At 68.1% G+C, this 26,190-nt stretch carries 35 protein-coding genes; 17 read left to right on the forward strand and 18 right to left on the reverse strand.

The window, feature by feature from the left end:
- Window positions 1-2: 2 nt before the first annotated feature.
- A complete protein-coding gene (locus E4K62_RS08275; RefSeq protein ID WP_135066060.1) occupies window positions 3-566 on the forward strand; it encodes a dihydrofolate reductase family protein in 564 nt (187 codons plus the stop codon).
- A 42-nt stretch (window positions 567-608) separates the two neighbouring features.
- Here E4K62_RS08275 and E4K62_RS08280 read toward each other — a convergent pair whose 3' ends face one another.
- A complete protein-coding gene (locus tag E4K62_RS08280) occupies window positions 609-1,277 on the reverse strand; it encodes a DUF4166 domain-containing protein (protein ID WP_135066063.1) in 669 nt (222 codons plus the stop codon).
- Complete coding sequence (locus E4K62_RS08285; protein ID WP_135066066.1) at window positions 1,274-1,900, reverse strand: SRPBCC family protein; 627 nt, start codon at window positions 1,898-1,900, stop codon at window positions 1,274-1,276. Before E4K62_RS08285 ends, E4K62_RS08280 begins: the two co-directional genes overlap by 4 nt.
- Window positions 1,901-2,179: 279 nt before the next feature.
- On the opposite strand from E4K62_RS08285, the gene E4K62_RS18670 reads away from it, so the two are divergent.
- Entirely contained in the window at window positions 2,180-2,521 is a 342-nt protein-coding gene (locus tag E4K62_RS18670) for a hypothetical protein (protein ID WP_167747759.1), read from the forward strand.
- A gap of 86 nt (window positions 2,522-2,607) precedes the next feature.
- Here the strand turns inward: E4K62_RS18670 and E4K62_RS08290 are convergent, their stop codons facing one another.
- Window positions 2,608-2,979 carry a bleomycin resistance protein gene (locus E4K62_RS08290; protein WP_135066069.1) on the reverse strand — a complete coding sequence of 124 codons (372 nt, stop codon included), beginning with the start codon at window positions 2,977-2,979 and terminating at the stop codon, window positions 2,608-2,610.
- Window positions 2,980-3,210: 231 nt separating this feature from the next.
- Here E4K62_RS08290 and E4K62_RS08295 point away from each other — a divergent pair, with 231 nt between their 5' ends.
- On the forward strand, window positions 3,211-3,591 hold the full coding sequence (locus E4K62_RS08295; protein WP_135066072.1) for a hypothetical protein: 381 nt from the start codon (window positions 3,211-3,213) through the stop codon (window positions 3,589-3,591).
- Between the two features lie 25 nt (window positions 3,592-3,616).
- Here the strand turns inward: E4K62_RS08295 and E4K62_RS08300 are convergent, their stop codons facing one another.
- The 4 genes from E4K62_RS08300 to E4K62_RS08315 all read right to left on the reverse strand — a co-directional run bounded on the left by E4K62_RS08300 (window position 3,617) and on the right by E4K62_RS08315 (window position 6,147).
- Entirely contained in the window at window positions 3,617-3,826 is a 210-nt protein-coding gene (locus tag E4K62_RS08300) for a hypothetical protein (RefSeq protein WP_135066075.1), read from the reverse strand.
- Between the two features lie 68 nt (window positions 3,827-3,894).
- Window positions 3,895-5,331: an AAA family ATPase gene (locus E4K62_RS08305; RefSeq protein ID WP_135066078.1), complete on the reverse strand. Its 1,437-nt coding sequence runs from the start codon at window positions 5,329-5,331 to the stop codon at window positions 3,895-3,897.
- Between the two features lie 43 nt (window positions 5,332-5,374).
- Window positions 5,375-5,617: a hypothetical protein gene (locus E4K62_RS08310; protein ID WP_135066081.1), complete on the reverse strand. Its 243-nt coding sequence runs from the start codon at window positions 5,615-5,617 to the stop codon at window positions 5,375-5,377.
- Window positions 5,614-6,147, reverse strand: a complete 534-nt coding sequence (locus E4K62_RS08315) for a helix-turn-helix domain-containing protein (RefSeq protein WP_135066084.1) — start codon at window positions 6,145-6,147, stop codon at window positions 5,614-5,616. Before E4K62_RS08315 ends, E4K62_RS08310 begins: the two co-directional genes overlap by 4 nt.
- A 166-nt stretch (window positions 6,148-6,313) precedes the next feature.
- Between E4K62_RS08315 and E4K62_RS08320 the strand changes: the two genes are divergently transcribed.
- The 5 genes from E4K62_RS08320 to E4K62_RS08340 are packed head-to-tail and all read left to right on the forward strand — an operon-like array spanning window position 6,314 to window position 9,685.
- Window positions 6,314-7,117 (forward strand): ABC transporter ATP-binding protein, encoded by an 804-nt coding sequence (locus E4K62_RS08320; RefSeq protein ID WP_135066087.1) that lies wholly within the window; start codon window positions 6,314-6,316, stop codon window positions 7,115-7,117.
- A complete protein-coding gene (locus tag E4K62_RS08325) occupies window positions 7,114-7,884 on the forward strand; it encodes an ABC transporter permease (RefSeq protein ID WP_135066090.1) in 771 nt (256 codons plus the stop codon). The genes E4K62_RS08320 and E4K62_RS08325 overlap by 4 nt, the downstream gene beginning before the upstream one ends.
- A 13-nt stretch (window positions 7,885-7,897) precedes the next feature.
- Window positions 7,898-8,701: a MerR family transcriptional regulator gene (locus E4K62_RS08330; RefSeq protein WP_135066093.1), complete on the forward strand. Its 804-nt coding sequence runs from the start codon at window positions 7,898-7,900 to the stop codon at window positions 8,699-8,701.
- A 55-nt stretch (window positions 8,702-8,756) separates the two neighbouring features.
- Window positions 8,757-9,194 (forward strand): alternative ribosome rescue aminoacyl-tRNA hydrolase ArfB, encoded by a 438-nt coding sequence (gene arfB / locus E4K62_RS08335; protein WP_135066096.1) that lies wholly within the window; start codon window positions 8,757-8,759, stop codon window positions 9,192-9,194.
- Between the two features lie 47 nt (window positions 9,195-9,241).
- On the forward strand, window positions 9,242-9,685 hold the full coding sequence (locus E4K62_RS08340; RefSeq protein ID WP_135066099.1) for a VOC family protein: 444 nt from the start codon (window positions 9,242-9,244) through the stop codon (window positions 9,683-9,685).
- Between the two features lie 11 nt (window positions 9,686-9,696).
- On the opposite strand, the gene E4K62_RS08345 is transcribed toward E4K62_RS08340, so the two are convergent.
- Both E4K62_RS08345 and E4K62_RS08350 read right to left on the reverse strand, forming a co-directional pair.
- Entirely contained in the window at window positions 9,697-10,062 is a 366-nt protein-coding gene (locus E4K62_RS08345; RefSeq protein WP_135066102.1) for a pyridoxamine 5'-phosphate oxidase family protein, read from the reverse strand.
- Between the two features lie 12 nt (window positions 10,063-10,074).
- Complete coding sequence (locus E4K62_RS08350; protein ID WP_135066105.1) at window positions 10,075-10,503, reverse strand: hypothetical protein; 429 nt, start codon at window positions 10,501-10,503, stop codon at window positions 10,075-10,077.
- A 72-nt stretch (window positions 10,504-10,575) separates the two neighbouring features.
- On the opposite strand from E4K62_RS08350, the gene E4K62_RS08355 reads away from it, so the two are divergent.
- The 4 genes from E4K62_RS08355 (at window position 10,576) to E4K62_RS08370 (ending at window position 13,665) form a co-directional block, all read left to right on the forward strand.
- A complete protein-coding gene (locus E4K62_RS08355; protein ID WP_135066108.1) occupies window positions 10,576-10,944 on the forward strand; it encodes a hypothetical protein in 369 nt (122 codons plus the stop codon).
- Window positions 10,941-11,570, forward strand: a complete 630-nt coding sequence (locus E4K62_RS08360; RefSeq protein ID WP_135066111.1) for an ABC transporter ATP-binding protein — start codon at window positions 10,941-10,943, stop codon at window positions 11,568-11,570. Before E4K62_RS08355 ends, E4K62_RS08360 begins: the two co-directional genes overlap by 4 nt.
- Entirely contained in the window at window positions 11,567-13,057 is a 1,491-nt protein-coding gene (locus tag E4K62_RS08365; RefSeq protein ID WP_135066115.1) for a hypothetical protein, read from the forward strand. Before E4K62_RS08360 ends, E4K62_RS08365 begins: the two co-directional genes overlap by 4 nt.
- Window positions 13,058-13,182: 125 nt before the next feature.
- Window positions 13,183-13,665 carry a hypothetical protein gene (locus E4K62_RS08370; RefSeq protein ID WP_135066118.1) on the forward strand — a complete coding sequence of 161 codons (483 nt, stop codon included), beginning with the start codon at window positions 13,183-13,185 and terminating at the stop codon, window positions 13,663-13,665.
- On the opposite strand, the gene E4K62_RS08375 is transcribed toward E4K62_RS08370, so the two are convergent.
- The 7 genes from E4K62_RS08375 to E4K62_RS08405 all read right to left on the reverse strand — a co-directional run bounded on the left by E4K62_RS08375 (window position 13,634) and on the right by E4K62_RS08405 (window position 20,491).
- Window positions 13,634-14,443 (reverse strand): DeoR/GlpR family DNA-binding transcription regulator, encoded by an 810-nt coding sequence (locus E4K62_RS08375; RefSeq protein WP_135066121.1) that lies wholly within the window; start codon window positions 14,441-14,443, stop codon window positions 13,634-13,636. The two genes, E4K62_RS08370 and E4K62_RS08375, sit on opposite strands and share 32 nt — an antisense overlap.
- Window positions 14,440-15,543: a galactitol-1-phosphate 5-dehydrogenase gene (locus E4K62_RS08380; RefSeq protein ID WP_205805916.1), complete on the reverse strand. Its 1,104-nt coding sequence runs from the start codon at window positions 15,541-15,543 to the stop codon at window positions 14,440-14,442. The genes E4K62_RS08375 and E4K62_RS08380 overlap by 4 nt, the downstream gene beginning before the upstream one ends.
- Complete coding sequence (locus tag E4K62_RS08385) at window positions 15,540-16,274, reverse strand: glycerophosphodiester phosphodiesterase (protein WP_205805918.1); 735 nt, start codon at window positions 16,272-16,274, stop codon at window positions 15,540-15,542. Before E4K62_RS08385 ends, E4K62_RS08380 begins: the two co-directional genes overlap by 4 nt.
- A 70-nt stretch (window positions 16,275-16,344) precedes the next feature.
- Complete coding sequence (locus E4K62_RS08390) at window positions 16,345-17,646, reverse strand: ABC transporter substrate-binding protein (RefSeq protein ID WP_135066127.1); 1,302 nt, start codon at window positions 17,644-17,646, stop codon at window positions 16,345-16,347.
- A gap of 40 nt (window positions 17,647-17,686) precedes the next feature.
- Window positions 17,687-18,595, reverse strand: a complete 909-nt coding sequence (locus tag E4K62_RS08395; protein WP_135066130.1) for a carbohydrate ABC transporter permease — start codon at window positions 18,593-18,595, stop codon at window positions 17,687-17,689.
- A complete protein-coding gene (locus E4K62_RS08400; RefSeq protein WP_135066133.1) occupies window positions 18,592-19,470 on the reverse strand; it encodes a carbohydrate ABC transporter permease in 879 nt (292 codons plus the stop codon). The genes E4K62_RS08395 and E4K62_RS08400 overlap by 4 nt, the downstream gene beginning before the upstream one ends.
- Entirely contained in the window at window positions 19,463-20,491 is a 1,029-nt protein-coding gene (locus tag E4K62_RS08405; protein ID WP_135066136.1) for an ABC transporter ATP-binding protein, read from the reverse strand. Before E4K62_RS08405 ends, E4K62_RS08400 begins: the two co-directional genes overlap by 8 nt.
- A 220-nt stretch (window positions 20,492-20,711) precedes the next feature.
- Between E4K62_RS08405 and E4K62_RS08410 the strand changes: the two genes are divergently transcribed.
- From E4K62_RS08410 to E4K62_RS08425, 4 genes are read left to right on the forward strand one after another with little or no spacing between them, the layout of a single operon-like run.
- On the forward strand, window positions 20,712-21,743 hold the full coding sequence (locus tag E4K62_RS08410) for a zinc-dependent alcohol dehydrogenase family protein (RefSeq protein ID WP_135066139.1): 1,032 nt from the start codon (window positions 20,712-20,714) through the stop codon (window positions 21,741-21,743).
- Window positions 21,740-22,678: a 1-phosphofructokinase family hexose kinase gene (locus E4K62_RS08415; RefSeq protein ID WP_135066142.1), complete on the forward strand. Its 939-nt coding sequence runs from the start codon at window positions 21,740-21,742 to the stop codon at window positions 22,676-22,678. The genes E4K62_RS08410 and E4K62_RS08415 overlap by 4 nt, the downstream gene beginning before the upstream one ends.
- A complete protein-coding gene (locus tag E4K62_RS08420; RefSeq protein ID WP_135066145.1) occupies window positions 22,675-23,550 on the forward strand; it encodes a class II fructose-bisphosphate aldolase in 876 nt (291 codons plus the stop codon). The genes E4K62_RS08415 and E4K62_RS08420 overlap by 4 nt, the downstream gene beginning before the upstream one ends.
- Entirely contained in the window at window positions 23,544-24,242 is a 699-nt protein-coding gene (locus tag E4K62_RS08425) for an MgtC/SapB family protein (protein ID WP_135066148.1), read from the forward strand. The genes E4K62_RS08420 and E4K62_RS08425 overlap by 7 nt, the downstream gene beginning before the upstream one ends.
- Window positions 24,243-24,308: 66 nt before the next feature.
- On the opposite strand, the gene E4K62_RS08430 is transcribed toward E4K62_RS08425, so the two are convergent.
- Window positions 24,309-24,569, reverse strand: a complete 261-nt coding sequence (locus E4K62_RS08430) for a DUF6458 family protein (protein WP_135066151.1) — start codon at window positions 24,567-24,569, stop codon at window positions 24,309-24,311.
- A 160-nt stretch (window positions 24,570-24,729) separates the two neighbouring features.
- On the opposite strand from E4K62_RS08430, the gene E4K62_RS08435 reads away from it, so the two are divergent.
- The gene (locus E4K62_RS08435; RefSeq protein ID WP_135066154.1) at window positions 24,730-25,296 is read left to right on the forward strand and encodes a dihydrofolate reductase family protein; all 567 of its coding nucleotides are present in this window, start codon (window positions 24,730-24,732) and stop codon (window positions 25,294-25,296) included.
- Window positions 25,297-25,415: 119 nt separating this feature from the next.
- Here E4K62_RS08435 and E4K62_RS08440 read toward each other — a convergent pair whose 3' ends face one another.
- On the reverse strand, window positions 25,416-26,180 hold the full coding sequence (locus E4K62_RS08440; protein ID WP_135066157.1) for an SGNH/GDSL hydrolase family protein: 765 nt from the start codon (window positions 26,178-26,180) through the stop codon (window positions 25,416-25,418).
- Window positions 26,181-26,190 lie beyond the last annotated feature (10 nt).

The following is a 26,190-nucleotide window of genomic DNA, read 5'->3' on the forward strand; positions in this document are numbered from 1 at the left end:
CCATGCGGAAACTGACCTTCGCCATGAACACGAGCTTGGACGGCTACATCGCCGCGCCCGGCGAAGACCTCGGCTGGAGCGTGCCGAGCGACGAGCTGTTCGAGTGGTGGTCCGACCGGGTGGCCGCGACGAGCCTGGCGCTGTACGGGCGCAAGATGTGGGAGACGATGAGCGCCGACTGGCCGACCGCCGACGAGCAGCCGGGCGCGACTCCGGCCATCATCGAGTTCGCCGGCCGTTGGCGCGATATGCCGAAGATGGTGTTCTCGTCCCGGGCCATCCCGGTGGACTGGAACGCCCGTCTGGTCACCAGCGACGCAGTCACCGAGATCGCGCGACTCAAGGCCGAAGGTGGCGGTCCGATGGACATCCTCGGCGCGGCACTCGCCGCGGCCGCCATGCGGGCCGGGCTGATCGACGAGTACATCCTGGTCACGCATCCCGTCTTGTTAGGCGGCGGTAAGCCGTTCTTCACCTCTCTGGACGATTGGGTGCACCTGAACCTGGTGGAGACCCGAACCTTCCCCGACGGCGTGCTGCTGACGAGGTACGAGACCATCCGCTGACGCTTGCCTCGCAGCGCGACCTGCCACCGCTGCGGCAGGGGCTCAAGTCCGGCGTTCGTGACGACGAGGCTTGAGCCGCGCGGGGACGTCGGTGGCCGGCATCCACTCGCACTCGAAGGCGCCGTGGTATCCGAACAGGAACCCGAACCTGTGGTTGCGCACTTCGAGATCGACGTGGAAGAGCTGGTCGGCGTCGTCGTAATACTCGCGCAGGCGGGCGCGACCGCTGAACAGCATGGGGAAGCGGAACCCCACCGGCCCTTCGTGGAACCGCTGCGCGTCGGAGGTGAGGACCAGTCCTCCGCGGTCATCCACCCGCAGATCCAGGTCGACTGCCAAGTGCTGATGCGTGCCCAGGTAGTCGACGATCCGATCGCCGTCGAGGATCATCGTCGCGTCGAAGCGGCGTCGCTTGGCTCCCAGGGTGTACTCGCGCACGAAGGTGACGGTTTCGCGTCCGAACGGATCGAGGTACGGGTAGTTCTCGATCACGAACGGGACGTCGGTACCGGTGTCGGGGATGAGGATGTTCCGCATCCTCCCGATCTGCAGGAACGGAACGGTCCACCATGGCCCCCGTCGGATCGCCGACATGAGACCGCGCCCCACGCACGCTTCCCCGGAGGAGAGCCCGACGCCGAACCGCCGTTGCATCATGGGGTGCAGTCGACCGTACTCGGCGCCGAGTACCGTCTCGAAGATCGACGTCACCGTGCGCTGCCCGGGTCAGGCAGCGCAGCAAGCGACTCCGGAGCGCCGGCGAGGTGATCGCTCCGGCGCGAGCCGCCAGCCGGCGTGCGGCGGCACCGGGCTGCGCGAGGTCGGTCGGATCGCCACCACCACAGCACGCTCCACAGCGGCCACCGCTCGGGCGCGACGCCGGTCTCCAGCCAGATGCGGAGCCGATCGAAGCTCCACGCCGTCGCCCAGCCCAGAAGGGGCCGTATGACGGCGTCGAGCACGCCCCATCCCGGCGTGTAGTCGTAACCGGTGACGAACACGGTGCGGTTCCCATCGGGGATGTAGCGCCAGTAACCGCGACCTGAGGCGATGGGCGAGAGCCGGTCGTCGGTGTGGAAGCGCAGGGCGGAAGTGCGGGTGCCGTCGGCATGGTGGCGCTCGCCGATGCTTACACCGGTGCCCCGCACCGAGTGGAACGGAACTCGCCGCTCGTAGGTAAACGCCGTCGCACCACCGCGTGCCGCGCCGGTCGGGACGATGTGCGTGAACCTCACGTCCCATCGCACGTGCTCCGCGGGATTCTGTGTGGCGCTCCAGAGGAGATCGATCGCGGCCGCGATGGACGTCTCCACGTAGATGCCCCCGCGCGCCACACCTCGACGTTACGGCAACCCGGGCGCGTCGCCGGCGAGCCTCCACCCCGTGTCCGCAGCCGTCGCAGCAGAAGCGGCCTCGCCGATGCGGACCCGTAGGGCGCGGCCTATCCGCTACCCCGTCGCCCGAACTCCTCAAACTCTGGCCGCCCATGACCGTTCCGCGGGTGATTGGGCCCAGCGAGCCGCAGATTTGAGGAGTTCGGGCGCGGCGCGGGGCCCACGACGACAGAGCGGCTGCTTGCATCTCGCACCCAGGTCCGGGTTTACCGTTGCTCCATGACCGACTCGCACACGACGTGGGCGCCGGAATCGTGCGCGCTTCCCTCCGTCGAACGCCCGCTTCGGGAGGAGGAATTCGCTGACCTGTTCCGGAATGAGCTCATCTCCGCTGCGCTGACGGCGGCGGGTCAGGCTGATCTGCTCCTGAACCGGGGTTCCCGTGCACGCGCGGAGGAGCTGATCGCGCGGGAGACCCACTGCTGTTCCTTCTTCGATTTCACACTCACGGATGAGGCCGACGCCCTCCGCGCCGCGATCCGCGTACCGGAGGCCTACGTCGACGTGCTCGCGGCGCTCGTGGGCGCGGCCGAGCAGGCCGCCGGCCGGTCGCGCTCATGACGGCGCTCCGTGCCTGCGAGCTCGCCTCGCGCGCGGGCGTGAATCCGGACACGATCCGCTGATACGAGCGACGCGGACTCCTCGGGCTACTGCTGTGCGGTGCCGACGCGGAGCAGGTTGCCGTTGCCGTCGACCAGGGCGAATTCCCGCATCCCGTAGTCGGTATCGGCAGGCTCGGTCACGCGCGTGCCGGCCGCCGGGTCGGGACGGACCACGCCTGCCCAGTCGCGGAAGAGAGCGTCGGCGTCGTCCACGAGGAGGTAACACGAACCCGCCGTCCGGACCGGATCCACCGAGGGGTCCGCGACGAAATGCAGCTCGATGTCGCCGCGTCCGACGATGAGGTAATCCCACTCCTCGGGCGGTGCGCCGCGATTGTCGAAACCGAGGCGCTGGTAGAACCGCAGCGTCTCAGCGAGGTCTCGACTGGGCAGGATCGGGACGGCGCGCTCGGACATGAGGGCAGGGTACCGGCGGGTGCAGGCGCCCGCCAGAACCTGCCCGCCCGCCGCCTCGGCTGCGAGCAGCCGGGTGGGGTGCACCCGCGACCACAGCCACCCGAACTCCTCAAACTTGTGCCGCTCATGCCGGCTCCGGGGGTCATTCGGCGCCGGGCGCCGCGGGTTCGAGGAGTTCGGGCGCGGCATGGGGCTCCCGTTCGCGAGGCCGGGGTGGATAGGGTCGCAGGCATGACGACGCCCTCCACGACGGAATACGTTCCCGCGGCGAAGCGGCGCCGCCGCGTAGGCCGTGGCACGGTACTGATCCTCGGCGTCGTGGTCATCCCCGTCGCTCTGGGTGCAGCCCTCAACAGCTACGGCCCGCTCACTGAGGACACCGCCATCCGGATGGCATTCGCCACGGTGGCGGGGAAGACGATCACCATCCTGAGCGCGATCATCGCCGTCACCCTCACCATTCAGCGGAGGTACGCGTGGCCGGCCATCCTCGGCATGGTGCTCATCGCCGCGTTGATCACCACGTGGGCGATCGGCGGCATGGCCTCCGCCGGCGACCTCCTCCTCGAGCGTCTCGACCTCGTCGCGGAAGTCGATCGGTTGAATCGATGATGACCCGCGAGGTGGTCGGGGCGGATCATCGTCGGCGCAACGGATACGAGGAGATCAGCCAGGCAGCCGCCGCAAGCACGATGCTCAGGATGACCCAGGCCACGATGCTCGTGGGCAGGCCGATCAGCGAGGTGTGGAAGTCGGCGCGGTAGGACTTCTCCGGGTCCTCCGAGTCGACGCAGATCCCTCCTGACACGAGCGGGGCGGACAGCACGGCCGCTGCGGCGAGCGCCACGAGCATCCACCCGCGAGTGGCCGGATGTGGCGGTGTCGGCCGGAAGTCGTCGTCATGCCGACACCCCCTCAAGCCCCACCAGCGGCGAACCACCCGAATCCGGAGGGCTGATGCATGGCGCCTGGAGGCTCGTGGCCGTCGCCCGCGGCGCCCAGCATGGAGCGGGTGAGCTGCTCCCGGGCGCTGAGCAACCGCTCGAGCTCGACCGCGAGGTCTTCGTCGCCGACAGCCCTCCCGTGTCGGGTGGCGCGGAGCACGCTGCGGCGGATCAGCTCTTTCGCGAACGAACCGGTCACGCCCTCCGCCGCTTCTGCGGCCGCATCCAGCGCGCCCTCGGTGAGCGGAAGGCTGTGGGCGTACCGGCGGAACAGTCGTCGTCGCTCGGCCAGCGCGGGCAGCGGGATCTCGACCGCCAGATCGACGCGTCCCGGCCGTTCCGCCAGCGCACGCTCGAGCACCTCGACGCGGTTGGTCGTCATGATGAACGCCACGTCTGCATCGCCGTCGAGGCCGTCGAGCGCGTCGAGCACCTCGAACAGCAGCGGCTGTGGCGAGTGGTTCCTCTCCATGGCCACGAGATCGATGTCTTCGAGCACGACGATGGCGGGCTGGAACGTGCGGGCGATCTCCGCTGCAGCGGTGACGAATCGGATGCCGGACCCGGTCAGCATGATCGCCGTCGTATCGGGAGTCGTGCTGAGCAGGTGGCGAACGGTGAGCGTCTTGCCCGTTCCCGGAGGCCCGTACAGAAGCACGCCGCGCTTGAGGTGCTGTCCGGCCGTGCGGAGCTCGTCGCGGTGGGCGCCGATCTCCACCACGTGCTGGACCGTCTGCTCGAGCACCCCGTCCGGGAGCACGATGTCGTCTTGACCGACGTCCGGTCGGCGGAGGAACGTTGCGCCTGCCTCACGCCCGTACTCCGTCGGCTGGAACGACAGCACCTGCCCGCGGAGGACGCTGTGGTCGATCATCGCTTTCCGAAGAACCTCGAGGAACCGGGTCACGACGGCGGGGTCGGTGGCCATGATCTCGACCATCGCCGTGGTCCGGCCGTACTGCGGGGATGCTGCCCGTTGGGTGAGGGCGAGGGGGTGGCCCTCGAATCGGAGCAGCCGGACGCCGAGCGACACGACACGCCTGGTCGCATCCGGACCGGTCGCCCGTTCCGCGTAGTCGACCGATCCTGGTGCGTAGCGGACGTAGGGGTTGCTGATCCACTCCGCCAGGTCCTGCTGGTGGCGCTGCTCGCCGCCGCTGACGCCGATCAGCCGGCTGTCGTCACCCGAACCGATGACCTCCAGAGCGATGTCGGCGTCCACCAGCCGGTGGTCGGCGATCGGCTCGTGCACGACAGAAACACCGGATGCGTCGGTGCCCAGGTGGTCGCTGATCACGTCGCCGAGCGGGGTCAGGGTCGGCACCCGCTCGCGTTCGGTGAGCTCGTTCACGTGCCGCAGGTACCGCCCCACGGTCAGCATCAGCTCGCGGTCGTCTTCGCTCAGCACGGGGCCTCCCCACCTCGAAGCCCCACCGTAGCGCGCTCCCCCGTCAGGCCGAGCGCGGCCGACTGAGCCGGGCGTGAAGCTCGGCCTCCGCAGCCAGGCGGCGATACCGCTCGTGCTGATCCGGCTCGTCGCCGACATCGTCACGGGAGGCGACCTCCCACGTGGCGTCGTCGTGCGTGGCTTCGAGCAACGCCACGACATCGCGGTATACGGCGGCGAATGCGTCGGGCGGTCCGAACACGTGGAGCGTCAACTCCCCAAGCGTGAAGCCGTCGGTGCTCGTCACCGTGCCTCCTCGGTGGCTTGGACGTCGGATGCTCGCTGCCGGGCGGGCTGCGCTCGGCGCTGCTGCTTGGTCCGAGACAGCGGGAACCGCGCCTCGAGGCGGGGTTCGAGATAGATCCGGCGCAGGGCGTGCAGGATGAGGTAGCCGCCGGACCAATACGCGAGGAACACCACGAGGCCGTAGGGACCCAGCGTGAAACTGAGCAGACTCAGGACGATGCCCATCCCCACGTAGAGCCATGTCCAGGCCGCCGTGATGCGATCGCGGCCGGCCTGCTGCTCGTCGGCACGGGCCTCCAGGGATTCCATGCGACTGCTGAGCTGCGGGTCGTCGATCACGGCGAACAGGTCCCTCACCTCGACGCGCAGGGCACCTGCGACGAGCGAGAGCGTCTCGAGACTGGCGTCCTGCCCGGCCTCCAGCCGTTGGATGGTGCGCAAGCCGACACCGCTCTCAGCGGCGAGCCGCTCCTGCGTCCATCCGTGGTGCTGCCTGAGTTCGACGATCCGTGTCACGTTCACAGGTCTCATGCTGCCTTCGCCCCTTCGTCATGACCACGCCACCCAGCCGCCAGTTGTCCGCCGTCGGCCCGCCACCCCATTCCATCGCGGATCGACCGCCTCCGCTTGACCATGACGCAGCGTCATGGTCATACCGTCTGTCGCACGACGAATGCGGTCGAGCGAAGGAGAGCAGATGACACAGACGAAGGCCCCGGAGTGGGCGATCGAGGTGAAGGGACTGCAGAAGTCCTATCGCGGCGTGCAGGTCCTCCGCGGAGTCGACTTCACGGTGTCTCCCGGCAGTATCTTCGCCCTCCTCGGATCCAATGGTGCGGGGAAGACGACAGTGATGCGGATCCTCTCCACCCTTCTGAAAGCCGACGGCGGGTTGGCCTCGGTCAATGGATTCGACGTCGCGGCACGCCCGCAGCAGGTGAGAGAGTCCATCAGCCTCACCGGCCAGTTCGCCGCCGTCGACGACGTGCTCAGTGGTCGAGAGAACCTGATCCTGGTGGCGCGGCTGCGCCACCTGAGGAACCCGGGCAAGATCGCCGATGAACTGCTCGCCCGGTTCTCGCTCACCGAAGCCGCCGGCAGGAGGACAGCCACGTATTCCGGTGGCATGCGCCGGCGCCTCGACATCGCCATGAGCCTCATCGGCGCGCCACCGGTGATCTTCCTCGATGAGCCGACGACCGGCTTGGACCCCCAAGCGCGGAGGGAAGTGTGGCAGACCGTGAAGGACCTCGCCGGCCACGGCAGGACGGTGCTGCTGACCACGCAGTACCTCCATGAAGCCGAACAGCTGGCAAGCCGGATCGCGATCCTCCACGAGGGCCGCGTCATCGTCGACGGCACGCTTGCTGCGCTCAAACAACTGCTGCCGGCGACCAGGGTGGAGTACGTAGAGAAGCAGCCGTCTCTGGAGGAGGTGTTCTTCGCGATCATCGGCGCGCGGGATACCGCCGGGTACGGGGAGAACGGCGGGGACCGATGAAGTCCGCAACCCGCTTCATCGGCGATACCGCCGTCCTCACCGGTCGGTCGCTGCGGCACATCCTGCGCAGCCCCGACACGATCATCTCCACGACGATCATGCCGATCGGATTTCTCCTGCTGTTCGTGTTCGTCCTGGGCGGCGCGATCCAGACCGGCTCGGAGGGGTCGTACATCGACTATCTGCTCCCGGGCATCTTGGTGATCACGATCGTGTCGGGCATCGCCTACACCGCGTTCCGCCTGTTCCTCGACTTGCAGCGCGGCGTCGTCCAACGTTTCCAGTCCATGCCGATCGCACGATCCGCTGTGCTGTGGGCGCACGTGCTGACATCGCTCGTCGCCAGTTTCGTCTCACTCGTGCTCGTGCTGCTGACCGCGCTGCTGCTGGGCTTCCGCGCCGACGCGGGTGTTCTCGCCTGGCTGGCCGTCGCCGGCATCCTGATCCTGTGCGCGCTCGCACTCGCATGGCTGGCGATCATCCCCGGCCTCACGGCGAAGAGCGTCGACGGTGCGACGGCCTTCTCCTACCCGCTCCTCTTCCTGCCGTTCCTCAGCTCCGCCTTCGTTCCCACCGAGACGATGCCGGCGGCGGTGCGCTGGTTCGCGGAGAACCAGCCGGTCACCTCGATCGTGAACTCGCTGCGCGACATCTTCGCCGCTCGGCCGGTGGGTGGCGACCTCTGGATTGCGCTCGCCTGGTGCTCCGGCATCCTGGTCGTCGCGTACGTGGTGTCCGTCACCATCTACCGCCGCACAACGGGCTGAGGCAGGGTTAATCATGCTCTCCATCGGCCAGCTCGCCGCCTACGCGGGAGTGACTGTCCGGACGGTGCGCCACTACCACCAGGTTGGCCTGCTCCCCGAGCCTCGACGTGATCACTCCGGCTACCGCGTCTACGACGCGGACGCCGTCGTACGGCTCATCCGCATCCGCACGCTCGCCGAGGCCGGTGTGCCGCTCGCTCGGACGCATCAGCTCCTCGACGCCGGGGAGGAGGAGTTCGAAGCAGCCATCGACGACATCGACCGGACGATGCGTGCGGAGATCCGGCGATTGCAGCGAAGCCGCCGACGGCTGCGGCAGCTGGCTGCCGGAGATCAGCTGACATTGCCGCAGAGCGTTGTCGGGTATCTGGCTCGGCTGCGCGGGCTCGGCATCGACGAGCGATACATCGAGGCCGAGCGCGACAGCTGGATTCTGATCACCGCCCAAGATGGGGGTTACCCCGTTGACGCGGTCATCGCTCAGAAGCACATCGGGCTGGACCACCCAGACGTGGTCGCGCTGTACCGCCTCGTCAGCGACGCGTTCGACTGGCCAGTGGACGACCCGCGCATCGAAGACATCGCCGAGCGTGTCGACAGAGTCTCCCGCGAAGCCTCTGAGACGGGCGACATGATTGGACCGACTCACCTTGAAGCGACCTTCGTCGACTTTCTCGACGGCGCGGCGACTCGGGCGAGCCCTCTCGCCGAACGACTCGACACGATCCTCAAGCGGCGCGGATGGGACGGATGGACCCATCTCGGACACGCCGCCGTGCCAGCGAACCACGTCGAAGACATCCGGTCTGATCCATAACCGTTCCTCGAACCCATACGCACGGCCCCCCTCCGCGCAGGAGCATGATGGAAGCATGCCCGCCGCCCACCGTCCCGGCCTTCCCGTGGGCAGGGGGATCACCATCCCGGAGTCGGAGCTGACGTGGCGGTTCTCGCGTTCCTCCGGACCGGGCGGGCAGGGGGTGAACACGGCCGACTCCCGCGTGGAACTCGTGTGGGATGCGGCGCGCTCGGCCGTCCTCTCCCCCATCCAGCGTGAGCGGATCATGGAGCGCCTGAGCGGCCGACTGGTCGACGGCGTGCTGACGGTCACCGCATCCGAGCACCGCGCACAACTGCGAAACCGGGAGGCCGCACGCGCCCGGCTGGCCGATCTCGTGGCCGACGCCCTGCGCCCGCCGACGCCGTCGCGGCGACCGACCGCTCCCAGCCGCGGCGCGAAGGAACGACGGCTGGGAGCGAAGAAGAGACGCACCGACGTCAAGCGCCTGCGGCGGCCACCCCTCGACTGATCGCACGACGACCGCCATCCTGTCATGGGGGTGTGAGAGGAGAAGTGATGGCCGTCAAGCTCGACAACGTCGGGATCGCCGTCCGCGACATCGAGGCGACGATCTCCTTCTTCACCGACCTGGGGCTCAGCGTCCTGGGCCGCGACACCGTCAGCGGGGAGTGGGCCGATACCGCCGTCGGCCTGGACGGGAACCATGTCAAGATCGCGATGCTGCAGACGCCGGACGGCCATGGACGTCTCGAGCTGTTCGAGTACATCCATCCCGAAGCGATCGAGACGTCACCGACGCTTCCGAACGAGATCGGGATGCACCGTGTCGCATTCGCCGTGGACGACCTCGACGACGCTCTGCGGACCGCGGCGAAGCACGGCTATCACCCGCTTCGTGGCGTCGGCACCTATGCGGACGCCTACCGGCTCACATACCTTCGCGGTCCCAGCGGGATCATCGTCATGCTGGCTCAGGAACTTCACCCCGCGGCGCCGTGAGCGCAGCGCTCTCAGATGACCGTGACCCGTTCGTCGTGGTCATCGAGGACGAACGCTTCCCGTGCGACGGCGCGGTAGAGGCGAGGCCGGGCAGGGTCGCGGAGCTTCGCCGGGTCCCACTCGCCCAGCCCCTGTGACTCGGACCGCGCGTTGTACAGCGCGAACGCATCCTCGAAACCGCCCTCGTCGACCGGCGCGGCATCCGCGGAGACATACAGAGCGCTCCCCTCCCCCGGCGCCTTCGCAGAGTCGAAGATCACCAGCGACACCCGCGGATTCGCGGAGATGTTCCGCGAGTGCCGTGCGCCGGGCTTCGAGGCCCACACGAACAGCCCGAGCTCGCCGGCTGCGAACCACACCGGCGTCGCCCACGGCACGCCCGCGACCGGTCAGCCCGACGTCGACCGCTGCGCCTGGGGGTGGCGGCGCGATGCGAGAGTCGCGAGCCCGGCCGCGACGCCCTCCTCCACCACCGGCCACTGCGGCTTCGCCTTGCTCGTGAAGCCCTCGAAGAGGACGAAACCGAGCCCGGCCGACGCGGTCAGGAGTGCGATGCCGCCCCACGCGACCCACGTGCCGGCGGGCGATGTCATTCCGACGGCGATGGCCAGCACGGTCACGCCGGCGAGCGCTGCGGCACCGGCGGCGTACCACCAGCGGCGGCCCGGTCGGCGCGGCTGCATCCATTTCCGGACGGCGGGGTTCAGCACCGCGATCAGCTTCCGGCGGGCGGTGTCCTCGTCCATCTCCGCATCGGCGAATGACGCGGCCGTCGCCCGGCCCAACTCCTGTGCCTTTCGGCGCACATCGTTCTTCATGACGCCTTCACGCTACCAACTGTGGTCCGATCAGCCGGTGCGGCTCCCGTTCGGCATCGCTACCCTCAAGACGTGGAAGCGGATTGGATCGAACACCGACGCTCAATCGACGGGGAACGCGTGGGATGGATGAAGCCGCTGGGCGAAGGGTTCGTCGCGATCGATCTGCTGGGTCGTCCGCGGACGGACGTCGTGGAATGGATGGTCGCGGAGCAGGTCCTGGACGACCTCGGACTCGGATACCTCGCCGACCCGCATGAGTTGCGGTTGGACGACGGGTCGTGGCTCCGCGTCCGGATCGCAGAGGTGTCACCCGTCGGCATCCGCGTGAAGAAGGATGACTGGGGCGATATGAACGCACCCCAGATTTACTACGCGGTGCCATTCCCGGTGACCGAGGAACTCCTCCGCCCGCTGTCGCACCGAGAGGGGCCCGCGTGATCGAGCTGCACGAGGTGACCGTCTCCGTGGGGGATGTGGTGCTGCTGGCACCGGTGTCCGCCTCTGTCGGGCCGGGCGATGTCCTCGTCGTTCGTGGGCGGAACGGCACCGGCAAGTCCACGTTGCTGCGGGCGATGGCCGGCGTCCGGACGCCGACGAGCGGAACGATCCGGATCGGCGATGACATCGTCACCGAGCGCGACCGCCGATTCCGTCGGCGGGTCGCCGCCATGATCGGGCTCCCGCCGATCGCCCCGGATCTGACCGTCTCTGATCACGTGCTCCTGGTGGCATCGACGTGGCTGGACGATGCGCTCGCGGCTACCGAGCTCGCGCGTGGAGTGCTCGACGAGTTGGGGCTCACGCCCTTGACGGCGCGCTTTCCCCACGAGTTGTCCTCCGGACAGACGCAGCTGTTCGCACTCGGGCTCGTGCTGGCCAGGCCGTTCGACGTGCTCATCATCGATGAGCCGGAGCAGCGGCTCGACCCCGAGCACATCGATATGGTCATCGATGCGCTGCGCATCCGGCGGGACAACGGTGCGACCGTTGTCGTTGCGACGCACAATCCGCGGCTGGCCGACGCGCTCGCAGACCACACGCTCTGGCTGGGCGAAGCGGCATGACCGGTCGCGTCTCTGCGCCACTTGGTATCTGGCGTTCACGCAATACCCGCACACGAGGTGATCACGCCTACCTCGCGTACCTGATCGTGATGGTCACGCTGGTCGCCATCGCTCCCCTCGTGCGCGCGATCGTGGTGAGCATGACCGGCGCGGAAGGGATCGCGATCCTCACCTCGCCTGAGGCGCCGAGCGTCACGATGCTCGCCGTCTCGGGCATGTGGGCGTCTGCGCTGTTGCTGGGCAGAGTCCGCGGTCCTGCGCTGAGACCTCCATTCGTGACGCACGCGCTGGCCTCGAGTGACCTCCCCCGAGCCACCTCCTTCCGTGGACCGCTCCTCCGATCGGGGACGATGGTGGTTGCGCTCACCACTGTCGTAGGCGTCCTCATCGGCGCGAGCCTTGTCTCAACCGGATACAGCACACCCGGCGACGCTGGGCTGTTCGTCCTCGCCAGCACCTGCGTCGGCGTCATCTCTTCTCTCGCCTGGCTGGTGGGTCAGGCGATGCCCCGCACGGCAGCGCTCTTCTCCCCGATCGTCTTCGCGCTGGGCGCGGTCACCAGCACTGTCGCGGAGATCCAGCCCTTCACCCCATGGGGATGGGTCGGTCTCGCTTACCCGGTCGGCGCTGCGCCGGGACCGCTCGCGCCTCTCCTCGCCGTGACCGCGGCTGCCGTCGCCGCCGCGCCGGCTCTGATGAACAGGCTCAGCATCACACCCCTGGCTGCACAAGCAGCGCGATGGGAGGCCGCGACCTCCTACGCAAGCGGCATGGAACTGGCTGCAGCCGCAACCGTCTACCAGGCGGCACCGAAGGTCGGACGCCACCTGCGTGCTGTCAGACCCGCCCTGCGAAGCCCGGTCGTCTTCCTTCTCCGCGACGCCGTCGGCGCCGCACGCACACCCGTCAGGCTCGCTGCGGGTGCACTCGCCCTCGCTGCGGCAGCGGCGCTCTTCACGCTCTCCTTCGTCTCGGAGACGCCCGATTGGGCACTCAGCGCGGTCGCCGGTGTGATCCTGTTCGCAGGGCTGGGTCCGTTCACCGATGGCATCCGGCACGCCGCGAGTGTCGCATCGGACCTTCCTCTCTACGGAATCAGCGACGCACGGCTCCTCACCTACCACGCGCTCTTCCCGGTCGTCACAACGATGATCGTGCTCGTCGTCGTCACCGTGATCTGCTCGCTCCTCATCGGACACGCTGCGCCGGCGATCCTCGGTTCCCTGCCGCTCGGGATGTTCGCGGTCCTCGCGCGCATCGGCAACGCGTTGAAGGGGCCACTCCCACCCGCGCTGCTCACTCCGATTCCCACACCCATGGGCGACCTGGGTGCCGCCGCGCGCCTCACGTGGGCGATGGACGGTGTCCTCCTCACCGCGTTGGCCGGGGCATCCGCCGCGCTCGTCTTCCAGTCACCCGTTCTGCTGCTCGCAGTCGGCGTCGCCCTCACCGGCCTCACCATCCACCGCTGGCGCCACCGGGTATGAACGAGCCTCTCAGCGTGACTCGGGAGAGAGGTTCCGCCCGTCGATGTGCGTCGCGCGTGCGCGCAATGCCAGGATGAGCGCATATGCCCGTGTCGATCACGTGCAACGTGTGTCGAAAGGGAGTCATGAGCCGCACCGCCGCCGGCCGCCGTCTGTCACTTGCGCTTGTGGCGGTGGTCGCGACCGTGCCCCTGCTCACGGGCTGCGTCGTCGTGCGCGAGGAATGGAATGCCTTGCAACGCGAGCGCAGTGGTACCCAGGCCCCCGGCGTCGTCAAGCCGGCGATCCTCGCGGCCGATCCGCGGGTGGATGACGTGCTGACGCTGCAGGTCGGCCCCTCCGGTTTCGCGCGGATCATGACCGTTGTCATTTCCGTCAGCGGCGATGAGCCGGTCGAGACCAGCACGGCCTTGGCTGTGCTGACCGCGGCGGCCAGCACAGCACAGTCGGAGATCCACTACCTGGAACTCGGGGCGCGGCCGGCCTCCGACACGTCTCAGCTGCTGAACCTCGAGGACGCCGCGGCAGGGCTTCCGTCCGACCTGGACTGGAGATGGCAGGACTCGAAGATCGTCGTCACGAACCCCGACGTTCTGGACGAGCGCTGACCACGCGCACCTCGACGCCCGCGCCGCGCAGGCGCTCCACCTCGTCCGCCGGGGCCTTCGAGTCGGTGATGATCATGTGCACGCGCTCGGCCGGGGCGATCCGATAGAACCCCACGTGGGCGAACTTCGTGTGATCAGCGAGGAGAACGACCCGTCGAGCGCTGTTCATCATCGCCCGCACGACGCGGGCCTCCTCCATGTTCGGCGTGGTCAGTCCACGCTCGAGACTGACGCCGTTCGTACCGATGAACGCGAAATCGCACATGACTCCGTCCAGCGCCCGCTCGGCTACCTCCCCCACCAGCCCGTAGGTGTGCGGGCGGATCGTGCCGCCGGTGAGGAAGACTTCCGCCTCGTGCGGCATGAAGGTGGTGGCGATGTTCACGGCATTGGTCACCACCGTCAGGCCCGTCCGATCCAGCAGACGAAGCGCGAGGCGTCCGACGCTCGTCCCGGTGGCGAGGGCGACCGTGACGCCGTCGCCGACGAGACTCGATGCCTCCAGTGCGATGGCGTTCTTCTCCTCGGCGAACTGATCGTCCTTCTCGACGAAGGAGGGCTCCGCCAGCAGGCCGGCGCTCAGCACGGCGCCGCCATGGCTGCGGACGACGAGGCGGTCCCGCTCGAGCTTCTCCAGATCCTTCCGGACCGTCACTTCCGACACACCGAGCTCGTCGGAGAGGAAGGATACTTCGACGCTCTTGTGCTCACGGAGGAAATCGAGGATGTACTGGCGCCGCTCGATCCCCAGCAGGCGTCTGCCACCCTCGCGCATCATCGGCCATCAGCCCCTGTCGAACGGAAGTACTCGTTGTTGTATAGCAGGACTTTGCCGCGCACGGCCTCTCCCGAGCGGTACAGGTCGAAGGCCCCGTTCGCGTCCTCGAGCGGGAAGCGGGCGGCGACCAGCGAATCGCAGGTCAGACGTCCGCTCTCGAACGCACGGACCGATGACGTCCACTCCTCCCCCGGGAACGGGCTGCTGTAGGACATCCATGACCCGATGACCGTGGCCTCCTTGCGGTGCAGCAGCTCGAACACGTGCGGATCGAACGAGACGGGCCGCGTCGGCGTGCCGACGGAGACGATCGTCCCCTTGCTGGCCACCAGCTGGAGCGCGCTGGTGAGCGCAGGCGACACTCCCGACGACTCGATGACGAGGTCGAAGCCACGGCTGCCGGTCTGCTCCCGCCAGTCGTCCTGCTCAAGATCGGTGCGCTGGACGAGGTCGGCCCCGAGCGCAGTGGCCGTCGCCAGGCGCGCCTCGTCGATGTCGAAGACCGTGACCTGGTCGGCGCCGAGGAGCCGAGCCCATTGCGTCGCGAAGACACCGATGTTGCCGGCGCCGATCACCGCGACATGGCCGCCACCGTCGTACCGCGCGAGGCGGAAGGCATGCAAGGCGACCGAGGATGGCTCGATCATCGCGCCGGATTCGAAGCTCATCGAGTCGGCGAGGCGGAGGAGGTTCCGTTCGGGCACCACGACGTATTCGGCCCAGGAGCCGTTCACCCGCGAGCCGAGGAACGAATAGTTGCGGCACTGGCTGTAGTGACCGGATGCGCAGTCCCGGCACTCGTCGCACGGCAGGAGAGGCACTCCGGCGACGCGGCTGCCGAGAGCGATGCCGGTGCCCTCCCCCACCTCAGCGATCACACCGGAGAACTCATGACCGAGGATGATCGGGTATCGCCGCGCTCCCGTGCCCAGGACGCGAGGCAGGTCGGATCCGCAGATGCCGCTCACCATCACCTGGACCAGGGCTTCCCCCGGCCCCGGCACGGGTCGTTCGACGTCACGGACTTGCAGCTGCCCCGGGCCGTGCAGGACGGCGGCGCGCATGAGCAGGTCGGCGTTCGCCGATGCGGATGCGCTCACTTGGCGGTGTCCTGATGCAGCTCGGGATGCGCGAGGTAGAAGTCCGCCCAGCGCTCGAGCTCGTTCGTGGTGATGAGGGTGTGCGGGTACTTCTCCGCGATGAGCTGCATGTCCGCCAGGGAGTCCACGACCCACGGACCGACGATGTAGCCGCGTTCGGTGATCATGCGGTCGTACTGGGCGGTCAGCATCTTCACCGGCACCCCCAGCAGCTCGCAGCGCATCTCCGCCATGAAGTCGAACACGTAGGGCATGGCGCAGCTGCTGGTCAGGCCCAGCGGGATGTCGGCATCCAGGGTGCGCAGGCGCTGGATCGAGAAGTGATCGAAACTGATGATGATGCAGTCCTCGCCGACGCCGCTCTGGCGGATCAGATCCAGCGACTTCTCCTCGAGTCCGGGATACAGGTCACCGGCCTGTTTGAGCTCGACCATCGGGGTGATCCTGCCCTTGACGACGTCGAGCGCCTCTTCCAGCGTCGCGATCCGCTCTCCGCCGGCGATCTCGAACGACTTCAGTTCTGCGAGGGTGTAGTCGCGCACAGCGCCGGAGGCGTCCGTGATCCGGTCGACGTTGTAGTCGTGCATCAGGACGGGCACACCGTCCTTGCTCAGCTGGACGTCGAACTCGACGTGGCTGTAGTTCAGGTCGACGGCTGCCCTCAGTGCGGTCAGGGTGTTCTCGGGGTACTTCGCCGAGTATCCCCGATGCGCGATTGCTCTGATCTTCACTTCTCTTCCCTCGTTCGGACGCTCGGGCGGGCGGCGATCCGCCCGCCCGAGCGCGTGCGATCGGTCGCTGTCAGTCGGCGAGGATCGCGTTGGCACGCTCGATGAAGGCGTCGAGGGAAGTCTCGATGTCGGCATCGTCGTACATGATGGCCTGGATGGTCTTCAGGAACTCCTGGTCGATCTCCGCGAAGTGCGGGCTGTTGTTGGTGTCGATGGAGTTGGCGAGCTGGTCGTAGGCGACCTTGCGCTGCGGCTCCGCTTCGAACAGCTCGACGAACTCGTCGGACTCGGCGATCGCCGGCGTGAACGGCACGTAGCCGGTGTCCTTGATGAAGCGCTGGCCGCCCTCGGCGTCGTTGATCAGCCACTCCAGGAAGGTCCACGCCGGGTCCTGCTTGTCGGAGTCGGCGAGCATCACCAGGTTGGCACCGCCGGTGGGCGCGGCCGCACGGTCGCCCTCGGGCAGGAATGCGGTCTGGTAGTCGAAGGTGGCGTTCTGCAGGTAGCCGCCGATGCTGCCGCTGGAGTTCACGACCATGCCCACCTGTCCGCCGAGGAACATCTGCCCCACGACGTTGCCGGAGTCGGTGGTCGGCGGGTAGTAGAGCGCGCCGCTGTCCTGCATCCGCTTGATGAACTCGAACGCTTCGACGCCTTCTTCGTCGAAGCCGATGGCGGTGCCGTCCTCGTTGAAGAAGCTGCCGCCCTGCTGGACGATGAGCGAGATCGGCCACCAGCTCTCGTAGTTCATGGTGATGCCGTAGCGGCTGGTCTCGCTGCCGTTCTTGACGACGAGGGCGTTGGCGACCGCCTCGGTCTCCTCCCACGTGGTGGGGACTTCGAGGCCCAGCTCATCCAGCGCGGTCTGGTTCACGTGCAGCATCGGGCTCGAGCGGTTGAACGGGATCGCGTTCAGCTCGCCATCGAAGGTGATGTTGCCCATCAGGCCCTCGACGAAGGTGTCCTCGGACATGTCGGAGGACTCCAGGAACGGGTTGAGGTCCGCCAGCACCTTCGCCTCGGCCAGGAGCGGCACGAAGGCGCGCTCGACCATGGAGATGTCGGGGCCGGTCCCGGCGGGGATGGACTGCTGGAGCTTCGTCAGCGTCTCGGGATACGAGCCCTGGAACGTGGCCACGACCTCGACCTCGTCCTGCGACGCGTTGAACGACTCCACGACGGCGTCGATGCTCTCGCCGTTCGTGCCGCTCATCGAGTGCCAGAACTGGATGGTCGTGGTCTCCCCCTCGGGTGCCACGCCGCTGTTGCTGCCGGTGGCGGAGTCATCGCCTCCGGAGCATCCGGCCAGCAGAGTGAGCGAGGTGACGGCGGCGATGCCGATGCCTGCGCGCAGGAGTCTTTGCGTTTTCATACGTCCTTCTTCCATGTGTGTTGCGATGCGGGGGGATGGATCACTTGATGCCTGAGTACGCGAAGGCACGGATGATGTGCTTGGCGGCGAAGAAGTACACGATCAGGATCGGCACGACGAGCACGACGTTGCCGGCCATGATGATGTTCCACTGGCTGATGCCCTCCGATTCCCGGAGCATCGCGATGCCGATGGGCAGCGGACGCACGGCGGCGGAGTCGGTCATCACGAGCGGCCAGAAGTAGTCGTTCCAGTGGGAGACGAAGCTGAACAGCACCACGGTGGCCAGCGCCGGGATCGACATCGGCACCATGATGCGCAGCATGATGCGCCACTCGCTGGCGTTGTCCAGGCGCGCGGCCTCGATGATCTCCCGCGGGATCTGCATGAAGTACTGCCGCAGGAGGAAGACGCCGAACGCGTTCGTCATCGCCGGGATGATCTGGGGCAGCAGGGTCTGGATGAGCCCCCACTCCGCCATCATCAGGTAGACCGGGATGAAGGTGACCTGGCCGGGGATCATGAAGGCCAGCAGCACCATGCCGAACAGGATGTTCTTGAAGCGGAACTCGTAGACCGCGAACGCGTACGCCGCCGGGATCATCAGCGCGAGCTGGATGACGAGGATGCTCACCGTCACGATCACCGAGTTGCGGAAGTACGTCGGGAACGGCCCGGAGGTCATCGCCTCGAGGTAGTTGCCGAACTGCGGGACTTCGGGGATGAGGGTGATCGGGAACGAGGAGCTCTCCGCGCTGGTCTGCAGCGAGGTCGACAGCATCCACAGGAATGGCGCGATGAATCCGGCCAGGAGGACCAGTTTGAGCACGGCGGCGAAGACCCGGCCGATGCGCTGGGCGAGAGGCCTGCGCGGCGGGAGGGAGACCTCGGGCTGCGGTTCGGGAGGGCCGGGTTCGGCCAGGACAGGTGCTGCGAGTCCGACGCTCATTGGTAGTGCACCTTCTTCGAGAGAATGCGGAAGTAGATGATCGTGAACACCGCGACGAGGACCATGAGCACGATGCCCGAGGCCGAGGCGTAGCCGATGTTGCTCGTGCGGTTCTGGAAGATGTAATAGGCCAGCGACGTGGTCGAGTTGTTCGGTCCGCCGCCGGTCATGATGTTGACGGTGTCGAACACCTTCAGTGCGCCGATCGTGGAGATGATCAGCATGAAGAAGAGCTGCGGCGACAGCATGGGCAGCGTGATCTTGAAGAAGACGCGGACCGGGCCGGCATTGTCCAGGGCGGCCGCCTCGTACAGCGACGCGGGGATGGAGTGCAGTGCGGCGAGCACGATCAGCGTGAAGTAGCCGGTGCTGTGCCACACCGAGACGATGATGATCGAGAGCATCGACGTCTCGGAGCTCTGCAGCCACATCGACGTCGGCAGCCCGAGCGATTTCAGCACCGTGTTGATCAGGCCGAAGCTCGGCTCCATCATGAGCAGCCACACCAGCGAGATCGACACGATGGAGATGACGTGCGGGATGAAGATGCCCGCCTGCACGATCGCGCCCAGCCTCGTGTGGCGCTTGAGCAGGAGCGCGAACAGCACAGCGAGGGTCAGGGTGATCGAGACGGTCCCGAGCGTGTAGACGAGGGTGTTCCGCAGGGCGACGTAGAAGTCTTCCCGCTGGAAGATCTCGATGTAGTTCTCCAGCCCGATGAACTCGCTCATCGCCGGGTTCAGCAGGTTGTAGTCGTTCAGACTCAGCTGCCCGAGATAGGCGATCGGGTAGAAGACGAACAGCACGATGCCGACGATGACCGGCGCCACCATGGCATAGGGCCGCAGGCGCGGCCAGAGCGTTCCATTACGCATGCGCAGGCCTCGCCTCCGCGACCGGTGCGTCGATCCGCACGCCGTCGGCGCCGAACCGCACCAGGTGCTCCTCGCCCACGGCCAGATGCACCTCACGGTCCACGTCGATCCCGGGGTCGGTCGACTTCACCATGAACACGTCGTCGCCGCCGCGCACCTGGTACACCGTCTCCGACCCGAGCATCTCGCGGGTGACCACGCGACCCTGAGCGGTGAAGGCGCCGTCGATCGGTGCGTAGGAGAGGCGCGCATTCTCGGGGCGGAAGCCCAGCCGGATGCCGTCGGCGCCCGCGCGCGTCACGTTCATCGGGGGGATGCCCATGAACTCGGCGGTGAAGACGTTCGCCGGCTGGCGGTACATGACCTCCGGCGGCGCCATCTGCTGGATCTTGCCGCCGTTCATCAGCACGATGGTGTCGGCCATCGACATCGCCTCGCCCTGGTCGTGGGTGACGTAGACGAAGGTGGTGCCGAGCATCTTGTGCAGCTCGATGAGTTCCACGCGCATCTGGAAGCGGAGCTTCGCGTCGAGGTTGGACAGCGGCTCGTCCATGAGGAAGACACCAGGCTTTTTCACCATCGCGCGGGCCAGGGCCACGCGCTGTCGCTGACCGCCCGAGAGCGTGCTGGGCTTGCGATCGAGGTAGTCGGAGAGGCCGACTGTCTTGCTGATGCTCTCGACCAGCTGCCGGCGCTCGTCGCGTGACACCTTGTTGTTCTTGAGGCCGAACTCGATGTTCCCGCGCACCGACATGGTGGGGTAGATCGCGTAGTTCTGGAAGACCATGGCGATGTCGCGGTCGCCGGGGCGCGCATGAGAGACGTCTTTGCCGTCGATGAGCAGCTGTCCGGCGGTCTGGGTGTCCAACCCCGCGATCATCCGCAGCAGCGTGGTCTTGCCGCATCCGGAGGGGCCGACCAGGACGGTGAACGAGCCGTCCTCGATCGTCAGGTCGAGATCACCGATGACGGTGTTCTCGCCGAACCGCTTGGTCACGCCTTTGAACTCGATTGATCCCACGCGTTCTTCTCCACTCTGAGTCCTCGCCACTGACACGCGCATGGCTCACGCCAAGGTTTCGTTTCAAAGCGAAACGTGCGAAATCGAGTTGCGTTTGGTTTCGACCCTAATAGGATCGACGCACAGCGACAAGTCACGACGGTTGCGGCACCTGCGCCTCTCCCCTGACCCCGACTCGCATCCCCCGTCGCACAGCAGCGACGCCTACGGAAGGAGCGCCATGCTCGGCGTGTATCTGCCCGGTGACAGCACCGTCGACCTTCGTCGGATCGAGGACCCGGCTCCCGGGCCTGGGCAGGTCGTCATCGCCGTGCGTGCGTCCACGATCTGCGGATCCGATATCCGTGCCATCTATCGCGAGCACGTTCAGGGCGATCCTGCGGAGTCGTATCAGAACGTCGTCGCGGGCCATGAACCTGCCGGGCAGGTGGTCTCGCTGGGCGACGGCGTGTCCCGACTTCAGGTCGGAGATCGCGTCGCGGTCTACCACATCAGCGGATGCGGCCAGTGCGACGACTGCATCAGCGGGTACCAGATCAGTTGCACCTCTCCGCAGCGAGCGGCTTATGGCTGGCAGCGGGACGGCGGCCACGCCGAGTTCATGCTCGCCGACGAACGCGACTGCATCCTCCTGCCCGACGGGGTGACGTACCAGGATGGCGCGTGCGTCGCCTGCGGTTTCGGCACCGCCTACGAAGGGCTGCTCCGGGCCGGAGTGAGCGGTCGCGATTCGCTGGCCGTCGTCGGGCTCGGCCCGGTCGGGCTCGCCGCCGGGCTGCTCGGCGGCAAGCTGGGGGCAACGCCCCGCATCGGCTTCGACCCCAGCCCCGAGCGCCGCGAGTTCGCCCTGCGCGTCGGCGCCGTGGATGCGGCGGTCGACCCGACCGATCCGGCACACCGGGTGGTGCCCGAATGGCATGTCGCGGTGGACTGCTCGGGGAGCACCGCCGGGCGCGCCACTGCGCTGGCCACGCTGCGAACCCGCGGCCGGCTCGTCCTCATCGGAGAGGGCCATGGGTTCCAGGTCGAGGAGGCGAGCCCGCAGCTCATCCATCGCCAGCTCACGGTGCACGGATCGTGGGTGACGAATCTCGCCCACATGCGGGAGCTCGTCGAGCGTCTGCCCGCCTGGGGGCTTCACCCCGAGGTGGTCGTCTCCCACGCCTTCGGGCTCCAGGACGCGGATGAGGCGTACCGGATCGCCGACGCCGGGCAGTCCGGCAAGGTGGCGATCGTGCCCAACCCGGCATGATCCTCACACTCACGCCCAATCCGGCTCTCGATCTCACCTACCGGATCGACGCGCTTCAGCCCGGCGAGACCCATCGCGTGTCGGCGGGACCCGCGCGAGCCGGCGGCAAGGGGATCAACGTCGCCCGCGTCCTGCACACTCAGGGTTTCCCCGTGCGCGCGGTCCTCACCGCAGGCGGCGCCACCGGCGCGCAGGTCGTCGCCGACCTGCAGGAGTCCGGCATCGCGCACGAGGCAGTCCCAGTCGGCTCCCCCACGCGCCGCACGATCGCCGTCGTCGAGGACGGCGACGGCACCACCACGCTGCTCAGCGAGTCCGGAGCCGCATTGTCCGAGGATGAACGCGCGCGACTGCATGCAGCGGTGCAGAGCCCGCTGCCGATCGCGTCGTGCCTCGTGATCTCCGGCAGTCTGCCGGCCGGCTTCCCGCCTGAGGAGATCGCGGCGATGGTGGCCAGCTCGCGCAGCCGGGGCATCCCGGTGATCGTCGACACGTCGGGTCCGGCTCTGCTCGCTGCGGCAGCGGCCGGCGCCGACCTGCTGAAGCCGAACGCCGCGGAACTGGCCGAAGCGACCGGTGAACGCGACCTCGCGGCCGGAGCGCAGGCCCTCCTCGATCTCGGTGCGGACACGGTCCTCGTCTCCCTGGGCGAAGAAGGGATGCTCGCGGCGCACTCCGCCTCGGCGTGGACGCGCGCTGCGCTCCCCCGCGTCCTTCGTGGCAATCCGACCGGTGCCGGCGACGCCGGCGTCGCCGCCGCGGCGATGCTGCTGGCCCAGGGAGCGCCCACAGCGGCGGATCTGCTGCGCGCGGCGACGTCCTGGTCGGCGGCCGCGGTGCTCATGCCACTGGCCGGCGAGATCTCCCGCACCCACCGGGAACTCGCCGTCGAGGTCGCCCTCCACCCGTACCCCGACTCCGAGGAGCGTCCGTGACCCTCGTTCCCACCCGCACCCTGATGTCCTCCGCGCGCGCTGCCGGGCGGGGGCTGGGTGCGTTCAACGTCATCCATCTCGAGACGGCATCCGCTCTCGTGCGCGCCGCTGAGCACGCCGGACTGCCGGTCATCCTGCAGCTCTCGCAGAACTGCATCGCCTACCACGGCGACCTCGACCCGATTGCGCGGGCCATGCTGGCGATCGCCGAGCGCTCCAGCGCTGAGATCGCCGTGCACCTCGATCATGCCGAGGATCTCGCGCTCGTCCACCGCGCGGTGGACCTCGGCTTCGGTTCGGTCATGTACGACGGTTCCGCGCTCGACTTCGCCGACAACGTCGCACACACCCGGCGGGCGACGGCGTACGCGCACGCGAGTGACTGCTACGTCGAGGCGGAGCTGGGGCGGGTCGGCGGCAAGGACGGCGCCCACGCGCCGGGCGTTCGCACCGATCCCACCGAGGCGAAAGACTTCGTCGATGCCACGGGAGTGGATGCCCTCGCCGTCGCGGTCGGGTCTTCACACGCGATGCGGGAGCGCACTGCCGAACTCGACCACGACCTGATCCGACGGCTCCGCTCCGCCGTGCCCGTCCCGCTGGTCCTGCACGGGTCGTCCGGAGTTCCGGACGGACAGATCGTCCGGGCCATCTGGGCCGGCATGACGAAGATCAACGTCTCCACACAGCTGAACACGCGCTTCACTGCCGCCGTGCGGGAGGTGCTGGCCGGGCGACCCGACGTCGTCGACTCGCGCGTCTACATCGCGCGCGGCGCAGACGCCGTGACCGCGGAGGCTGAGCGGTTGCTGCGGGTCTTCGCTCTCGAGCCCGACACCACGAGCCATCCGGCGGAGGACACGGCATGCTGATCGATCTGTACACCGAATCGACCCTCACCGAACTGGCGCTTCTGGGGCTGGCCTTCCTCCTCTCCGCGGTCATCGGAGTCGAACGTCAGCGCAAGCTCAAGAGCGCCGGTCTGCGCACGCACACCCTCGTCGGGCTGGGCTCAGCGGTGTTCACGCTGGTGTCGGCCTACGGATTCAGCAACGTCGTGGGCGCGGATGTCGTCCTCGATCCCTCCCGCATCGCGGCGCAGATCGTGTCGGGCATCGGTTTCCTGGGCGCGGGGGTCATCTTCGTGCAGAAGGGCACCGTCAACGGCCTGACCACGGCCGCCAGCATCTGGATGACCGCGGCGATCGGAATGACCTGCGGCGCAGGGATGCCCCTCATCGCCGTGGCCGCGACCATCCTGCACCTGCTGACGGTGGGAGCGCTGAGCTATGTCGGCCGGCGCATCCGCCCCGAGTTGCCTGAACCCGTCTTGACCATCCGGTATCGCCGCGGGTACAGCGTTCTGCGGCAGGTGCTGGAGACCTCCGCGCAGTCGGGCTACCACTCGGCCCTGGAGGAGGCCTCGCACGAGGAGGACTCGAATCTCCGTGAGCTGGTCATGCGCTTCACCGGCGATCTGGACAAACTGCCATCTCTCGCGGGGCAGCTGTCCGAGCTCGACGGCGTCGTCTCTGTGGCCATGACCGACCGCGGCGTGGACTGAACCTCTTGGAGCGCGGACACGAAAAGAGCGGCCGCGGGGCTGTGCGCCGCGGCCGCTCTGTGTCGATCAGACGACGTCGTCGCCGCTGGATCGCGTCGACTGACGCGTGACCCGCTCCCCGGCGTTCGGGTCGACCGCCGTTCGCGTGACCGTGTCGGTCGACCGGCGGCGCATCATGAGCACGAGGCCGATGACGAAGACGACGGCGCCGGCTCCCATGAGGATGTATCCGATGAGGTCGAGGTTGATCCACTCGAGCTGCACGTTCACAGCGAACGCCAGAATGGCTCCGATGACGAACAGGGCGATTCCTGCTCCGATGCTCATGGTCTCCCTTTCCGGCGCGCGGACGCGCGCCCCCGCGGCGCGGTGCCGCGTCCCCATGATGGCGGTCCGCGTGCCCCCGCTCCGAGGGCTTGACATCCGCTGCGGCGACGGGGATCCGTCGTTCGCGGACCGTGTCGGCGGCCGCACCTAGCGTTGCGGGATGGTCACCACTGTTTTCTACACCGCTGTCACCGCCAACGGTTTCCTCGCCGACGAGCACGACTCCCTCGACTGGCTCTTCGCCGTGCCGGGCGCTGAAGACGCCGAGAACGACATGGGCGATTTCCTGGCTACCGTGGGCGCGTTCGTCATGGGTGCGGCCACGTACGAATGGGTGCTGCGTCACGAGGAGGAGCAGCGTCCGGGGATGTGGGCCGAGAGCTACGGCGCGCTCCCCTGCTTCGTCGTGACGCACCGCACCCTGGCCGTGCCGCCGGGCGCGAATGTGCGCTTCGTTCAGGGCGACGTCGCATCCTTCTGGCCCGATCTCGTCGAGGCCGCCGGTGACGGAGCGCTGTGGCTGGTCGGGGGCGGCGATCTCGTGGGCCAGTTCGACGACGCCGGACACCTCGACCAGATCCGCCTCTCCGTCGCGCCGGCCTTCCTGCCGGCGGGAAAGCCGCTGCTCCCCCGCCGCATCGGGCCCGAGCGTCTGCAGCTGGAGTCCGCCCGCGCCTCCGGTCAGTTCGTCGAAGTCGCGTACCGCGTCCTGCCCGCGGCGCCCTAGCCGCGGTCCGGGTTCGCCCGCCCCGCCCCGTGGCGTTGCGCAGAATTCAGGAGACACGCCGTAGGGCGGGGCTCGGAGGCCGCTCGGAAGCCGGATTCTCCTGAATTCTGCGCGAGAAGTCAGGCGGATGCGGGGGTCACGGTGACCCAGGCGGGGAACTTCGGCGTGCGGCCGTCACCGGAGGAGGTTCCGGTGAGGCGCCGACGGACCCACGGGCCCACGTGGGCGCGGTAGTAGGCGGCTCCGGCCAGACGCTCGGCCGCGGAGATCTCCGGCAGCGAGTCCCACTCCGCAGGCACGGTCAGGCCCAGCGCGCGGAGCACCCGCGCCGCGACACGATGATGACCGCGCGTGTTCATGTGGAGGCGGTCGGCCGACCAGTACCCGGGAGTGGACAGCTCGCGGTCGGGCCAGTTCAGCGCCTGGATGACATCCGGCCGGTCGGCGACGCGACCGGTGACGGCGGCCGAGAGCAGATCGCCGCGGCGCTGCACGAGCCGCCCGAGGGGTAACTGGGCGGACGGATTCGCGCCGGAGAGCAGGATGACCCGCACCCCCTCCTCATCGCAGCGCCGCAGCACGTGCGTGAAGGCGTCGGCGATGTGCGCGATGTCGGCGCGCGGGCGGAGCATGTCGTTGCCGCCGCCGTTGAACGACAGGTGCGTCGGATGCAGCGCCAGCGCCGGCTCGAGCTGCTCCCGCACGATCGGCCACACGAGCTTGCCGCGAATGGCGAAGTTCGCGTACTCGATGGGTTCCCCCAGCGCCTGCGCCCACCCCTGTGCCGCCAGGTCGGCCCACCCGCGCACGGTGCCGTCGGGCAGCTCGTCCCCCACCCCTTCGGTGAAGGAGTCGCCGATGGAAGCCAGGCGTACGGAAGTCACCTCGCTACCC

Origin of the sequence: Microbacterium wangchenii, from assembly GCF_004564355.1 — a bacterium.
Lineage (GTDB): Bacteria > Actinomycetota > Actinomycetes > Actinomycetales > Microbacteriaceae > Microbacterium > Microbacterium wangchenii.

Bases quoted from the DNA above. Each gene is read 5' to 3' on its own strand.
- E4K62_RS08320 (WP_135066087.1), top strand. From the start codon at position 6,314: ATGACACAGACGAAGGCCCCGGAGTGGGCGATCGAGGTGAAGGGACTG.
- E4K62_RS18670 (WP_167747759.1), top strand. From the start codon at position 2,180: ATGACCGACTCGCACACGACGTGGGCGCCGGAATCGTGCGCGCTTCCC.
- E4K62_RS08400 (WP_135066133.1), bottom strand. From the start codon at position 19,470: ATGCGTAATGGAACGCTCTGGCCGCGCCTGCGGCCCTATGCCATGGTG.
- E4K62_RS08410 (WP_135066139.1), top strand. From the start codon at position 20,712: ATGCTCGGCGTGTATCTGCCCGGTGACAGCACCGTCGACCTTCGTCGG.
- E4K62_RS08340 (WP_135066099.1), top strand. From the start codon at position 9,242: ATGGCCGTCAAGCTCGACAACGTCGGGATCGCCGTCCGCGACATCGAG.
- E4K62_RS08295 (WP_135066072.1), top strand. From the start codon at position 3,211: ATGACGACGCCCTCCACGACGGAATACGTTCCCGCGGCGAAGCGGCGC.
- E4K62_RS08415 (WP_135066142.1), top strand. From the start codon at position 21,740: ATGATCCTCACACTCACGCCCAATCCGGCTCTCGATCTCACCTACCGG.
- E4K62_RS08330 (WP_135066093.1), top strand. From the start codon at position 7,898: ATGCTCTCCATCGGCCAGCTCGCCGCCTACGCGGGAGTGACTGTCCGG.
- E4K62_RS08435 (WP_135066154.1), top strand. From the start codon at position 24,730: ATGGTCACCACTGTTTTCTACACCGCTGTCACCGCCAACGGTTTCCTC.
- E4K62_RS08430 (WP_135066151.1), bottom strand. From the start codon at position 24,569: ATGAGCATCGGAGCAGGAATCGCCCTGTTCGTCATCGGAGCCATTCTG.
- E4K62_RS08350 (WP_135066105.1), bottom strand. From the start codon at position 10,503: ATGAAGAACGATGTGCGCCGAAAGGCACAGGAGTTGGGCCGGGCGACG.
- E4K62_RS08425 (WP_135066148.1), top strand. From the start codon at position 23,544: ATGCTGATCGATCTGTACACCGAATCGACCCTCACCGAACTGGCGCTT.
- E4K62_RS08365 (WP_135066115.1), top strand. From the start codon at position 11,567: ATGACCGGTCGCGTCTCTGCGCCACTTGGTATCTGGCGTTCACGCAAT.
- E4K62_RS08370 (WP_135066118.1), top strand. From the start codon at position 13,183: ATGAGCCGCACCGCCGCCGGCCGCCGTCTGTCACTTGCGCTTGTGGCG.
- E4K62_RS08290 (WP_135066069.1), bottom strand. From the start codon at position 2,979: ATGTCCGAGCGCGCCGTCCCGATCCTGCCCAGTCGAGACCTCGCTGAG.
- arfB (WP_135066096.1), top strand. From the start codon at position 8,757: ATGCCCGCCGCCCACCGTCCCGGCCTTCCCGTGGGCAGGGGGATCACC.
- E4K62_RS08275 (WP_135066060.1), top strand. From the start codon at position 3: ATGCGGAAACTGACCTTCGCCATGAACACGAGCTTGGACGGCTACATC.
- E4K62_RS08325 (WP_135066090.1), top strand. From the start codon at position 7,114: ATGAAGTCCGCAACCCGCTTCATCGGCGATACCGCCGTCCTCACCGGT.
- E4K62_RS08375 (WP_135066121.1), bottom strand. From the start codon at position 14,443: ATGATGCGCGAGGGTGGCAGACGCCTGCTGGGGATCGAGCGGCGCCAG.
- E4K62_RS08395 (WP_135066130.1), bottom strand. From the start codon at position 18,595: ATGAGCGTCGGACTCGCAGCACCTGTCCTGGCCGAACCCGGCCCTCCC.
- E4K62_RS08390 (WP_135066127.1), bottom strand. From the start codon at position 17,646: ATGAAAACGCAAAGACTCCTGCGCGCAGGCATCGGCATCGCCGCCGTC.
- E4K62_RS08315 (WP_135066084.1), bottom strand. From the start codon at position 6,147: ATGAGACCTGTGAACGTGACACGGATCGTCGAACTCAGGCAGCACCAC.